Here is a 13,521-nt window from a genome sequence, read left to right as displayed (position 1 = left end):
CAACCCTCAACGCTTCCCTGTCGAAACTATCAATTAATGAAAATAACGGTCCACTTTGTAAATTACCGTCCTGAACCGTCAGCGCCCGACGGAATAAAGAAAAAAGTGTGAGTTTGATCAAAAACAAAAACATGAAGTGCGGACAGGCGTATTTATATGCCCCGTGAACGGCAAAACCCGAAATAGCGCCGTAACGAACAGGTTAGAGAGGAGAAAATACCATGATGACATACGACCGTAACCGCAATGCAATCACCACCGGCAGCCGCGTCATGATTAGCGGCACGGGTAAAACCGGCGTGATTAAAGCGATCCACAGCGACGGGCTGGATGCCGCGCAGGTACGCCGCAGCAAAACGGTTGAAGTGGAAGGATGCGAAGGTAAGTTCGAGCCGATTGAGCTGATTCGCCTTGGGTTGCACTAAGCTGTGCGCAGACATGCCGCCGCGCACGGCGGCATGTGCTGAATTACCGTTGGGACGCGTACTGCGCCACGGTCGCTTTCGCCCCCTGTTGCAGCAACGACCGGTACGCGGCCATCACCGCAGCCACAAAGCGTGGCTCCTGCGGTAACTCGTTACCAAATATGGCTTCAATGCCGAGCAGCGCGTTAACCCGACTTTCCCCTTCCGCACTTCCGTTCACCGCCGCCTGAATCACCGCCAGCTGTGGATCGCTCACGTCAATGGCGTTACCCTGTTCGTCAACGCCGCCGACATAACGCATCCACCCTGCCACGCCCAGCGCCAGCAGTGGGAAAGGTTTCTGGTGCAACAGGTGCCAGCGCACGGAGTCCAGCATACGCTGCGGGAGCTTCTGGCTGCCGTCCATCGCGATTTGCCATGTCCGATGGCGCAGGGCCGGGTTGCTGTAGCGGGCAATCAGGAGATCGGCATACCGAGCTAAATCAACGCCCTTCACTTTCAGCGTGGGCGCCTGCTCGTTGAGCATCAGCGCGTGCGCGGCGAGGCGGTAGTTCTCATCTTCCATACAGTCGTTGATATGCTGGTATCCGGCCAGATAGCCCAGGTACGCCAGGAACGAGTGGCTGCCGTTGAGCATGCGCAGCTTCATCTCTTCAAACGGGATCACGTCTGACACCAGCTCGGCACCGGCTTTTTCCCACTCAGGACGTCCTGCCACAAAGTTATCTTCGATCACCCACTGGCGGAACGGTTCACAGGCTACTGCCGCCGGGTCTCGCACGCCGGTCAGCTGCTCAATTTTATCCAGCGTATCGGCCGTAACCGCCGGCACGATGCGGTCCACCATGGTTGACGGGAAGGTGACGTTAGCCTCGATCCAGTCCGCTAGCTCACCGTCTACCGCCCGGGCGTACGCGCAGGTCACATTGCGCATCACGTGGCCGTTCTCCGGCATGTTGTCGCAGGACATCACGCTAAACGCCGGCAGACCCGCCGCTTTGCGACGCGCCAGCGCTTCCACCACCACGCCCGGCGCGGATTTCGGCTGGTGCGGGTTTTGCAGGTCGGCGACGATAAAAGGGTGATCGAGCATCAGTTGGCCGGTCGCCGGCGAGTGGCAGTACCCCTTCTCGGTGATGGTCAGCGAGACAATCGCCACCTGCGGTTCGCACATCGCCGCCAGCACGCTCTCCAGCCCGTCGACCTGAGCATGCAGCGCTTTTTTGACCACGCCAACCACGCGGGATGTCCATGCGTCGGCAGACATTTCCGCCACGGTGTAGAGGTTATTCTGCGCGTTAAGATCGGCAATCTGCTGCTCGCCGCCAATCAGGTTAACCTCACAGTAGCCCCAGTCGCTGCCGTGCTCAGCCGCGAGGATGTCGGCATACACCGCCTGATGCGCGCGGTGAAATGCGCCGAAGCCTAAATGTACAATGCGTGCTTTAAGGCTGTCGCGATCGTACTGAGGCAGCGTCGCGTTGGCCTGTAATAAGGTGTTTTCCATGATTAAGACTCGTTAATTAGAAAGCCGTGGATCGCTGCCACTTCTTCAGAAGCGACAGCGCCCGCTGACTACACCAACTAGAATGGCAGTTGGGGTAAAAAATAACTGCCATCAACCATACTGATACTGCCGTTTGAGATTTTGATTTATATTAACTTTTGCTCATGTGGTCTGACATAAAGATAAAGTTATGTGACAGGTCACTTAAGTTATGAACCATTAGCGTCGCGATGAGAGCGCGCCGTAGCCCACGCTCTCTTCCGGCGCGGACTCCGCGGCGTCGTGCGCCGCGCTCAAATCACGGTCGCGCACTTCCGGCATCAGGACAGCCGAGACCAGCCCAATCGCGGAATAAGCCACCAGCATGGCGACAATCGGCCACCAGGAGCCGGTCATATTGCAGAAGATCCCCGCCAGTACCGGACCAAAGCCCACCGCCACCAGGCCGCCCGCCTCTTTCGAGATAGCCATGCGGGTAAAGCGATTTCGCGAGCCAAACATCTCCGCCATGGTGATATTTTCCAGCGCAAACAGCCCCAGCACGGCGAAGTTATGGATAACGATGATAGAGAGCATAATTGTCCCCGGCGCATAGCTCTTATCGACAATAATCGACAGCATCGGGTACGCGAGAAGAATGGCGGAGATATTGAGGATAATGTACGGCAGACGGCGCCCTACTTTATCGGAAAGCCAGCCCAGCACCGGAATGGAGATAAACCCGAGAATGGAGCTTATCATCAGCGCATCGGTAGGGATGGCTTTATCGAACAGCAGCGTCTGGACCAGATATCCGGCGAGGAACGTCTGGATCAAACCCGAGTTGCCTGCCTGACCAAACCGCAGGCCGGTCGCCAGCCAGAAGGATTTACTTTTCACCATTGAACCGAGCGAGGTGTCCGGCTGTACGGTTTGGGCATCGTTCACTTTCTCAAAGACCGGGCTCTCCTTGAGGTTCATACGCAGCCAGATGGCGAAAATCATCACCACCACGCTGGCGAGGAACGGCACGCGCCAGCCCCAGGCAATCAGCTCTTCACGGTCGAGGGCAAAGAACATCACCGCCCAGATCGCCGTGGCGCTCAGCGTCCCGCAGTTTGTGCCCATCGCCACCAGCGAAGAGATGATGCCGCGTTTCCCTTTTGGCGCGTACTCCGCCAGCATGGTCCCGGCCCCCGAGATCTCAGCCCCGGCCCCCAGACCCTGAATGATGCGCAGCGTCACCAGCAGAACGGGAGCAAAAATCCCGATCTGCGCGTAGGTCGGCAGGACGCCAATCAGCGTGGTGCAGATCCCCATCATGGTGATGGTGATAAACAGCACCTTCTTACGACCGATGCTGTCGCCCATCCTTCCAAAGATAAAGGCACCGACAATGCGTGCGATATAGCCTGCGCCGTAGGTTCCCATCGCGAGGATTAGCGCCATCGCGGCTGACTGTTCAGGGAAGAAGATCTCGTGAAAGACCAGGGCAGCCCCCAGCGAGTAAAGCTGAAAGTCCATAAACTCCAGGGCGGTGCCCAGCCAGCCGGAAACGGCGGCTTTCACCAGATCGGAGGTGGTTCTTTGAGGTTGTGCTTGCGTCATAATGGCTATCTCTGAAGGGTAAGATGCGTACCACATAGAGCCTGTCTGCGCAGGCTCTTAACCGCGTAAAGGTTTATTTCCCGAACGTGAGCAAGACTTTGCAGCACTGCCGCTGGTCTTTCTCAAACAGTTCAATGGCGTCTGTTACATGGTGATAGTCAAAGGCATGAGTGATCAGTTTTTCCGGGTCGATCAGCCCTTTTTTCAGCCAGTCGATGACGACCGGGAATTTATTGGCATTGAGGCGCGAGGAGAAGATCGCCAGCTCTTTGCCGGTGATGCCCTGCTGGACAATCTGGCTCGGCTCGCTGGAGAAGCCCATCAGCACGATGCGCGCCGCCGGAGAGGCCAGGGTAATCGCCTCCTGCAAAATCGCCGGATGACAGGCGGCATCAATGATTAACGTCGGTTTGATGCCCCGTTCGTCCAGCGCGGCCTGCAGCGACTGCTCGCCGTTATTCAACACCCAGTCCGCGCCGCTGCGCTGGGCCATTTTCAGGCGTTCGTCGATGCGATCAACCACGATAACCTGCTTCACCTTATAGACGCCCTTCAGCGCCTGCACGGTGACCAGCCCCATCGGCCCTGCGCCGTAAATCAGCGCGACGTCCTGCCCGGTGGGGCTGGCCTGCCCCGTCACGTTGGCGGCGATGGTGAAAGGCTCCACCATGACGGCGTGTCTATCAGGAATGTCATCGGGGATAGTCCAGGCATTTTTAGCGGGTACCGCCGCATATTCGCTGAAGCCCCCGTCGCGGTGTACGCCCAGCACCACCAGCGAGGTGCAGACGTTCGGCTTTCCGACGGAACACGGATAGCAGTGTCCGCAGCTGATCACCGGATCGACCGAGACGCGCTGGCCCAGACGGGCACTGTCGACACCCTCGCCTACGGCGTCAATCACGCCAAAAAACTCGTGGCCGATCGTGCGTGGATATTTCGCAAACGGGTTATGGCCGCGATAGATGTGGCTATCCGAACCGCAGATCCCCGCCAGCGTGATTTTGACGCGAACTTCACCTGCACCTGGCGCCGGGAGTGGCCGCTCTTCAATCACCAGTTCGTTTGGCTGTTGAATCACTACGCTTTTCATCGTTCGCTCCTCGTTTACCAGTTCCACAGCGTGCCGTCCTCAAGACGGGCCACCGGCAGATAGGCCGGATCGTACGGATACTTCGCTGCCAGTTTTTCATCAAACTCGATGCCCAGCCCCGGCCTGTCGCCCGGATGCATATAGCCGTTATCAAAGCGCCAGCTGTGCGGGAAGACTTCCAGCATCTGTTCGGAATAGCCCATATATTCCTGGACGCCAAAGTTTGGCACCCACAGGTCGAAATGCAGCGCGGCGGCGTGGCATATCGGCGAGAGATCCGACGGGCCGTGCGAGCCGGTGCGCACCTGGTAGAGCGAGGCGAAGTCCGCGATGCGACGCATTCCGGTGATCCCGCCCGCGTGGGTAATGGTGGTGCGGATATAGTCGATAAGCTGCTCTTCGATGAGCTGCTTGCAGTCCCAGATGCTGTTAAACACTTCGCCCACGGCAATTGGTGTAACGGTATGCTGGCGGATCAGGCGGAAGCAGGCCTGGTTTTCCGCAGGCGTTGGATCTTCCATCCAGAACATGCGGAATTCTTCAATGCTCTTGCCGAAGCGCGCCGCTTCGATGGGCGTCAGGCGGTGGTGCATGTCGTGCAGGAGATGCTCATTGAAGCCAAATTTACTGCGCACCGCGTCGAACAGCTTTGGCGTGAAATCGAGGTATTTTTCGGTGGACCAGAGCTGCTCTTCCGGCCAGTCGCCTTTGGTCGCAGGCTCGTAGGCAAGCCCCTTCCCTTTGGCCATGCCGTAGGTGGTTTTCATGCCCGGCACCCCGCACTGGACGCGGATCGCCTTAAAGCCCATCTCTTTATGGCGGGCGTAGTCTTCCAGCACGTCGTCAATGGTGTGACCGGTCGTGTGGCAGTAAACCATCACGCCTTCGCGGGATGCGCCGCCCAATAGCTGGTAGAGCGGCATGTTGGCCGCTTTGGCTTTGATGTCCCACAGCGCCATGTCCACGGCGGAGATCGCCGACATGGTGACCGGGCCGCGACGCCAGTAGGCCCCCTTATAGAAGAACTGCCAGATATCTTCGATACGGTGCGCATCGCGGCCAATCAGCTGCGGGCAGAGGTGGTCTTTCAGGTAGGAAGCCACGGAGAGTTCACGCCCGTTCAGCGTAGCGTCACCGAGGCCGACAATCCCCTCGTCGGTGGTGATTTTAAGGGTGACAAAGTTCCGCCCCGGGCAGGTAACAAACACGTCAGCCGCGACAATCTTCATAATTCCTTTCCTTACATCATTCGTTGTGATGCTGGAAATTTACCCATTAACACTACTACCATACAAGTATGATGATCATAATATCGGCTAACGATCACAAAACCGGGCGATCAGCGCGACGCTTGCCGGGATGAGCAGCAATACGGATCCCCCTTTCTTCAGCCAGAGCCAGGGCAGGAAGCAGCCGATGATTTTGCTTAGCGCGGTGGCAAAAAAAAAGCAGCGTCGTTTTGAGCATATTTCACGTCAGGTGAGGATTTATTTAGACATCATACCTGATGATATCCTTTACTTTTCCATACTTGCACCGCAGGTATGACGTCTTTTCGCTTTGGTGTAGAATCTGTTCAGGGTAACTTGATTATCTGCACCCGTTTAAAAGGAAACGCTATGACCACATTAAGCAAACGCCTTTGTCTGGCAGCCCTGCTGGCGCTGTCATCGTTCGCCTTTGCCGCCTCTGCGACAGCGGAAACCAGCAAGCTCATTATTGAGTCTGGTGACAGCGCGCAAAGCCGCCAGAATGCCGCTATGGACAAAGAACAATGGAATGACACCCGCAGCCTTCGCCACAAGGTTAACAAACGTGCTGAGAAAGAGTGGGATAAAGAAGATGTCGCTTTTGACGCGCGCGATAAGTGTCAGCAAAGTGCAAACGTCAACGCCTACTGGGAGCCTAACACCCTGCGCTGCCTGGATCGCCGCACTGGCCGCACGGTAGCCCCGTAATGTCGGCGCCCTGCGACGTTAAGCTTCGTCCGCTGGAGCGTGAAGACCTGCGCTTCGTCCACCAACTCGACAATAACGCCAGCGTAATGCGCTACTGGTTCGAAGAGCCGTACGAGGCCTTTGTTGAGCTGTCCGATCTCTACGATAAGCACATTCACGATCAGAGTGAACGTCGTTTTGTGGTGGAGTGTGAAGGCGAAAAAGCCGGTCTTGTGGAGCTGGTTGAAATCAACCACGTTCACCGTCGGGCGGAGTTTCAGATCATTATCTCCCCTGAGCATCAGGGAAAAGGCCTTGCCTCACGGGCAGCGAAGCTGGCAATGGATTACGGATTCAACGTTCTGAATCTCTACAAGCTTTATCTGATTGTGGATAAAGAGAACGAGAAAGCGATCCATATCTACCGGAAGCTGGGCTTTATGGTGGAAGGCGAGCTGATTCACGAGTTCTTTATCAACGGCGAATACCGCAATACCATTCGCATGTGCATCTTCCAGCATCAGCACCTGGCCGGACACAAGCCGTCAGGCGCCAGCCTGCTGAAACCGACCGCGCAGTAACCTGCGCGGTTTTATTTTCAGTAATATTCAATCGTGTTCTTGATGGTGTATTTGCGCTCAACGGCTGGTTTAACGCTATCGTCGGTGATCGTCAGGTCGCAGCTCACCGGATTATTGTGCCTGTCGTAGTCGCAGCTCTGCTTCACGTTACCCAGCGGCTTATCATTCAACATGCTCACTGCCGAGTAATCCATTCTTTTGCGAACGTCTTTAGACGGCGTCGACTGGACGGACAGATGCTGATCGCCGGAGACGGTGGTTTTGCCCAGCGGGTAGCCATCCGCATCGTAACGATACTTCACTTCCATCTCTTTGCCGTGCGCCGCCACCACAAAACCGTTGTCGTCGGTATCCCACGTTATCCCGGCTGACGGCAGTTCGGCCAGCTGGCATTTCCCCTGCAGCTTCACTTTTCGCTGCTGGGTTTCCGCATCAAGATAGTAATTGGCATCCAGCACCAGCGCCACGCCGGTATTGGCCTCCAGGTCGTGCAGTTCCAGGGTATCGAAACACCCTTCCGCCGACACGGTGCCGGTCACCCGTTTGGACACTTCGCCCTTCTCGTTGAGCAGCGTCTGGGTGAAGTCTTTCACCGGGCCGCGCAGCGGATCAAAATCAAATTCGTTCGAGAAACTCGCCATCTCGGGCGTAAACGACAGCGGCGCGGAGCTGTTATCGCACCCCACCAGTGTTGCTGCCAGTAGCGTTATCGCTGCGTATTTCTTCACATTTATTACCGTACAGGGAGATTATTCCCAATCATATTAGCAAATACAGTTGTTTACACGAAGCCTGCTAAAATTAATCTCTACACAGAGAAAAGGAGCTACAGATGAAACGGTTACCCTGGATTACCGCCCTGCTGTTAATGAGTGCCTCAACGGCCGCGCTGGCGGCACCGGATTCCTGCGAGCGCGTGAAAAGCGACATTCAGCAGAAAATTATCAACAACGGCGTGCCTGAATCAGGTTTTACGCTGAGCATTGTGCCGAACGATCAGGCTGACCAGGCGGGCACGCAGGTGGTAGGCCACTGCGCCAACGACACCTTTAAAATTTTGTACACCCGTACAGGCAACGGGGCTGCTGAAGCGCAGTAATTTAGCCTCAATCCCCTTTGATTTGATGAGGATTAAGATCTAATACCCCCAAATCAGTAACACTCACCCCATCATTAGCCCGGTCATCATTTCGGGAAAAATAATACGCAATTATAATGATGGGGTGAGCCATGTCCGATACTGAACATCACGGCGGAATTAGCCGTCGAACTCTCGTGAAATCTACGGCAATAGGGTCTCTGGCGCTTGCCGCCGGCGGGATCTCGCTTCCTTTCGGCTTAAAGAGGGCCGCCGCGGCGGTGAAGAACGCCGTCCAGCCTGCTGAAGATAAAGTGGTATGGGGCGCCTGCTCGGTCAACTGCGGCAGCCGCTGCGCGCTGCGTCTGCACGTCCGTGACGACGAAGTGTACTGGGTCGAAACGGATAATACCGGTGAGGATAATTACGGTAACCATCAGGTGCGCGCCTGCCTGCGCGGGCGTTCTATTCGCCGTCGCATCAATCACCCCGATCGCCTTAACTACCCGATGAAACGCGTGGGCAAACGCGGTGAAGGCAAATTTGAGCGCATCACATGGGATGAAGCGCTGGACGCCATCACCGCCAGCCTGAAAGAGGTGGTCAGCAAATATGGCAACGAAGCGGTGTATATTAACTACTCCTCCGGGATTGTCGGCGGCAATATCACCCGCTCCTCCCCTTACGCTTCGCTGGTGGCGCGCCTGATGAACTGCTACGGCGGTTTCCTGAGCCACTACGGCACCTACAGCACGGCGCAAATCGCCTGCGCGATGCCTTACACTTACGGCAGTAACGAAGGCAACAGCACATCTGATATCGAAAACACCAGACTGGTGGTGATGTTCGGCAATAACCCGGCGGAAACGCGCATGAGCGGCGGCGGGATTACCTATTATCTGGAGCAGGCTCGCGAGCGGTCCAACGCGCGAATGATCGTTATCGACCCGCGCTATACCGATACGGCAGCCGGACGCGAAGATGAGTGGATCCCTATCCGTCCGGGTACCGATGCCGCGCTGGTGGCGGGCATTGCCTGGGTATTGATCGACGAAAACCTGGTCGACCAGCCTTTTCTCGATAAATACTGCGTTGGCTACGATGAAAAAACGCTGCCGGAAGGCGCGCCCGCTAACGGCCACTACAAAGCGTACATTCTCGGCCAGGGCGATGACCGCACGGCGAAAACGCCGGAGTGGGCCTCACGCATCACCGGCATTCCCGCGGATCGCATCATCAAGCTTGCCCGGGAAATCGGCTCCGCGAAACCGGCCTATATCTGCCAGGGCTGGGGACCACAGCGCCAGGCGAACGGCGAGCTAACGTCCCGCGCCATCGCCATGCTGCCAATTCTTACCGGAAACGTCGGCATCAACGGCGGTAACAGCGGCGCGCGCGAGTCGACCTACACCATCACCATTGAACGTATGCCGATACCGGATAACCCGGTCAAAACGCAAATCTCCTGCTTCAGCTGGACGGACGCCATCGCCCGCGGACCGGAGATGACCGCCCTGCGCGACGGCGTGCGTGGGAAAGATAAGCTGGACGTGCCGATTAAGTTCATCTGGAACTACGCGGGCAATACCATCATCAACCAGCACTCCGATATCAATAAAACCCACGATATCCTGCAGGATGAAAGCAAGTGCGAAATGATTGTCGTCATCGATAACTTCATGACGTCGTCAGCGAAGTACGCCGATATTATTTTGCCGGACCTGATGACCGTCGAGCAGGAAGACATCATTCCGAACGATTATGCGGGTAATATGGGCTACCTGATTTTCCTCCAGCCCGTGACCGCGCCGAAGTTTGAGCGTAAGCCTATCTACTGGATCATGAGCGAAGTGGCGAAACGCCTCGGGCCGGATATCCATCAGAAATTCACCGAAGGACGCACGCAGGAACAGTGGCTGCAGTTTCTGTATGCCAAAATGCTCGAAAAAGACCCTCAATTGCCGTCCTATGACGAGCTGAAAAAAATGGGCATTTATAAGCGCAAGGATCCGAACGGACACTTTGTGGCCTATAAAAAATTCCGCGAGAGCCCGGAAGCCAATCCGCTGAAAACGCCATCGGGTAAGATTGAAATTTATTCCAGCAAGCTGGCGGAGATTGCGGCCACCTGGGAGCTGGAAAAAGATGAGACCATCAGCCCTCTGCCCGTCTACGCATCGACCTTTGACGGCTGGGACGCGCCCGAGCGCGCGCAGTTCCCGCTGCAGCTGTTCGGCTTCCACTTCAAAGCCCGTACCCACTCGAGCTACGGTAACGTCGACGTTCTGAAAGCGGCCTGTCGCCAGGAGGTGTGGCTTAACCCTGTCGATGCTGCAAAACGCGGCATTAAGAACGGCGATACGGTGCGCGTATTTAACGATCGCGGCGAGGTGCGAATTGAAGCGAAGGTCACGCCACGCATCATGCCCGGCGTGAGCGCCATGGGCCAGGGAGCGTGGCATGATGCCAATATGAATGGCGACCGCATCGACCACGGCTCCTGCATCAACACGCTGACGACCCATCGACCTTCTCCGCTGGCAAAAGGCAACCCGCAGCACACCAATCTGGTGCAGATCGAGAAGGTGTAGAGGTGAAACACGAGACCCTGGTTTATTCTGTGGTCACTATTATCGGTTAACACAGTCGCGCGGGCGTCATCCGCGCGAGCAAGGAAGGTTTAATGAAAGACGTCTCACATCGTGAATCGTTCGCGTTCAGCGCCCGGGTGCTGGGCGCGCTGTTTTATTTCTCGCCGGACAGCGAGCAGGCCGCGCCGCTGGTGAAAGCGCTCACCGCTGGCGAATGGGTTCAGGACTGGCCCCTGCCTTCGGAAACGCTGCAGCCGGTTGCCGATACGTTTGCCTCATCTTCCGATGAGCCGCTGGCGGACGCCTGGCAACGGCTGTTTATTGGTCCGTATGCCCTGCCCGCTCCGCCGTGGGGTTCCGTCTGGCTGGACCGTGAATCCGTATTGTTTGGCGACTCGACCCTCGCGCTGCGCCAGTGGATGCGTGAGAACACTATCGCATTTGAAATGCAGCAGAATGAGCCGGAAGATCATTTCGGTACTTTGCTGCTGCTGGCGGCGTGGCTGGCCGAGAATGGCCGCGAGTCGGAGTGCGATCAGCTTCTGGCGTGGCACCTGCTGCCGTGGAGCACCCGCTTCCTGTCGGTGTTTGTCGACAACGCCGGGCATCCGTTTTATACCGCGCTGGGCAGGCTTGCACAGCTGACGCTCGCGGACTGGCGATCCGGGTTACTTATTCCGGTTGCGGAAAAGACGCTGTATCGCTAAGGGATGTGGCTTGCTCGCGGTTGGCGGGCAAGCCTTTAGCTTATACCTCGCCACCTGATTCACTCGCACTCTCTTTGCTTTGAATGAACCGAAGTGCCAGATAGAGGTCTGGTGCCAGAATCATGTCATCATCATTCATCGTTGGCCGGCTATCTTTAAACCAGCGCGTTAATTCCGTTTTTCTGCCCGCAAGGATTAACGTAATCTGTCGACCTTTCAGATCGCGCTTTAACTCATTAATGGTTGCCAGAACGCTGATGTCTGAATAGGTGAAGCAGGCTACGGCATCAATAACCACCCATTTAGGCTGTACTGCTGCACCATCAACCAGGTTCAATACCCGACGTTTAAAATAAGCCACGTTAAAATAGGTCAACGGGGAGTTAAATCGATACATCAGCACGCCCGGGACCATTTTAATATCGGTTGTATTACCTAATGAGTGAATCATTCCATTTTCGTCAGTGCCCAGTAAGTGCTCAGAGGGACGAAACACCGTACGCAGGAACTGTAACAGGCCAAGCAACACCGCAAGGCCGATCCCCTGGATAACGCCGATAATTAACACACAGCCAAACGTGAAAAAGGCCAGGCGAAATGCCTGTTTATTTCTGCGTCTCAGGTTCCATAGTCCACGTAAATCAATTAATGACCATGATGCATACATTAAAACAATACCTAACGCAGATACCGGAATAAATTGTAATGGCTGAGTGAAAAACACTACTACAATACCGATGAGTAAGGCTGCGACGATGGAAACCAGCTGACTTTTCCCACCCACTGAATCATTAACTGCGGTCCGGGAATCGGCTCCACTGATTGCAAACCCCTGAGATAACCCCGACATAATGTTCGCAATACCCAGCGCCCGGAACTCTGCATCAGCATTAATTTCATAGCCATTTTTCGCAGCGAAACTGCGGGCGGTCAGCATCAGGCTGACAAAACTGACCAAAGCCAGGTTCAGCGCCGGGATCACTAAATCACGCATCGGACCGGGCTGAAACGCGCCCCAGTTGACCACGGGTAAACCAGGCTGGAAGCCTTCCCCTCCAATAGTGGCAATACCATACTGTTGCGCAGATGTCGCCCATACCAGTAGCGTTGTCATCACAATGGCAATCAACGGAGCTGGCCAGTGGCTGCGATACGTTTTGATCGCCATTAAAATAATTAACGTTAAAAACGATATCCCAATGGTTAATAAATGACTGTCGGAAAGTCGGCCTGGCAAGGCCATTATTTTCTCAATAACCTGCGCTTCATCGAGTTTTATCCCCAGCACCTTGCCTAATTGCCCGACAATAATCGTCACGGCTACGCCATTAAGCAAACCCGTGAGAATGGGATGAGAAAGCAAATCGGCAAGCGCGCCCAGGCGGAATTTACTGGCAAGCAGGCACCACCCGCCCATCATCAACGTCATGATGATGGTCAGCTGCCAGTGCAGTTCGGGATTACCTGCAGAAAGAGGAAACACGACGGCCGCAATCACCGCGCAGGTCGTGGCATCAGGGCCCACAATAAGCTGACGTGAAGATCCAAAGAGTGCATACGCTATCATCGGTAAAACGCAGGAATAGAGCCCCACTATTGCCCCAACACCTGCCAATTCAGCATAAGCAATGGCCACCGGTAGCGCGACAGCCGCAACGGATAACCCAGCTTTAACATCCTGTTTTAGCCAGCTTTTATCGTAGGCTAACAAATTTTGTAGCCCTGGCATGTAGTTCAACAATAGTTTTCCGAACACGTTGTTCTCCGGATAGGGATATTAGCCACGTCATGCTGGCACACTTCTCAGTGAGGTTCTGGCTTTGAAATGCTCCGGACTGAGGCCACCACTGCCCGGAACCTAATAAAACGTTAACCATTTTATTATTCTGACTGGTGTTAAACATAGTGCAAAAACTACCGCTTAGCCGGAGTAGGCCCTGCTGGATGCTGCAGCGCTGCACGCTGGCGAGGGATGGATGGCCGACAGTCATAATGCCAAGAGCAGACCATCGCAC

General features: G+C 55.6%; 12 protein-coding genes and 1 pseudogene. 6 read left to right on the top strand and 7 right to left on the bottom strand.

The genetic code is table 11. From position 1 onward, the window contains the following. The first annotated feature begins 221 nt into the window (after window positions 1-221). Window positions 222-425: a putative selenium delivery protein YdfZ gene (gene ydfZ, locus LA04_RS09565; RefSeq protein WP_047651358.1), complete on the top strand. Its 204-nt coding sequence runs from the start codon at window positions 222-224 to the stop codon at window positions 423-425. A gap of 43 nt (window positions 426-468) precedes the next feature. Here ydfZ and LA04_RS09560 read toward each other — a convergent pair whose 3' ends face one another. From LA04_RS09560 to LA04_RS23480, 5 genes and pseudogenes are all read right to left on the bottom strand, one after another. Then, window positions 469-1,932: a mannitol dehydrogenase family protein gene (locus tag LA04_RS09560; RefSeq protein WP_047651357.1), complete on the bottom strand. Its 1,464-nt coding sequence runs from the start codon at window positions 1,930-1,932 to the stop codon at window positions 469-471. Window positions 1,933-2,151: 219 nt separating this feature from the next. Further along, on the bottom strand, window positions 2,152-3,519 hold the full coding sequence (locus LA04_RS09555) for an MFS transporter (protein ID WP_047651356.1): 1,368 nt from the start codon (window positions 3,517-3,519) through the stop codon (window positions 2,152-2,154). Window positions 3,520-3,592: 73 nt separating this feature from the next. Then, the gene (locus tag LA04_RS09550) at window positions 3,593-4,612 is read right to left on the bottom strand and encodes a Zn-dependent oxidoreductase (RefSeq protein WP_047651355.1); all 1,020 of its coding nucleotides are present in this window, start codon (window positions 4,610-4,612) and stop codon (window positions 3,593-3,595) included. Between the two features lie 14 nt (window positions 4,613-4,626). After that, a complete protein-coding gene (gene manD / locus LA04_RS09545; protein WP_047651354.1) occupies window positions 4,627-5,841 on the bottom strand; it encodes a D-mannonate dehydratase ManD in 1,215 nt (404 codons plus the stop codon). Window positions 5,842-5,949: 108 nt separating this feature from the next. Then, window positions 5,950-6,079 (bottom strand): annotated as a pseudogene (locus LA04_RS23480) (YnfA family protein); the annotation flags it as partial. Between the two features lie 152 nt (window positions 6,080-6,231). Here LA04_RS23480 and LA04_RS09540 point away from each other — a divergent pair. After that, window positions 6,232-6,570: a DUF1283 family protein gene (locus LA04_RS09540; protein ID WP_047651353.1), complete on the top strand. Its 339-nt coding sequence runs from the start codon at window positions 6,232-6,234 to the stop codon at window positions 6,568-6,570. After that, entirely contained in the window at window positions 6,570-7,130 is a 561-nt protein-coding gene (gene speG / locus LA04_RS09535) for a spermidine N1-acetyltransferase (protein ID WP_023311549.1), read from the top strand. The genes LA04_RS09540 and speG overlap by 1 nt, the downstream gene beginning before the upstream one ends. 17 nt (window positions 7,131-7,147) lie before the next feature. Here the strand turns inward: speG and LA04_RS09530 are convergent, their stop codons facing one another. After that, window positions 7,148-7,858, bottom strand: coding sequence for a YnfC family lipoprotein (locus LA04_RS09530; RefSeq protein ID WP_047651352.1), 711 nt, complete (start codon window positions 7,856-7,858; stop codon window positions 7,148-7,150). A gap of 104 nt (window positions 7,859-7,962) precedes the next feature. Between LA04_RS09530 and LA04_RS09525 the strand changes: the two genes are divergently transcribed. The 3 genes from LA04_RS09525 to dmsD all read left to right on the top strand — a co-directional run bounded on the left by LA04_RS09525 (window position 7,963) and on the right by dmsD (window position 11,506). Then, entirely contained in the window at window positions 7,963-8,229 is a 267-nt protein-coding gene (locus tag LA04_RS09525) for a DUF1161 domain-containing protein (RefSeq protein WP_029739394.1), read from the top strand. Window positions 8,230-8,360: 131 nt separating this feature from the next. Beyond that, window positions 8,361-10,799: a selenate/tellurate reductase subunit YnfE gene (ynfE, locus tag LA04_RS09520; protein WP_047651351.1), complete on the top strand. Its 2,439-nt coding sequence runs from the start codon at window positions 8,361-8,363 to the stop codon at window positions 10,797-10,799. A gap of 92 nt (window positions 10,800-10,891) precedes the next feature. Further along, on the top strand, window positions 10,892-11,506 hold the full coding sequence (dmsD, locus tag LA04_RS09515) for a Tat proofreading chaperone DmsD (RefSeq protein WP_047651350.1): 615 nt from the start codon (window positions 10,892-10,894) through the stop codon (window positions 11,504-11,506). Between the two features lie 40 nt (window positions 11,507-11,546). Here dmsD and LA04_RS09510 read toward each other — a convergent pair whose 3' ends face one another. Beyond that, window positions 11,547-13,262: a SulP family inorganic anion transporter gene (locus tag LA04_RS09510; RefSeq protein WP_047651349.1), complete on the bottom strand. Its 1,716-nt coding sequence runs from the start codon at window positions 13,260-13,262 to the stop codon at window positions 11,547-11,549. Between the last annotated feature and the right edge of the window lie 259 nt (window positions 13,263-13,521).

The sequence above is a fragment of the Enterobacter sp. UCD-UG_FMILLET genome (assembly GCF_000762975.1).
Lineage (GTDB): Bacteria > Pseudomonadota > Gammaproteobacteria > Enterobacterales > Enterobacteriaceae > Enterobacter > Enterobacter dykesii.
Note: the sequence above shows the minus strand (reverse complement) of the source record. Positions and strands in the feature narration are given on the sequence as shown.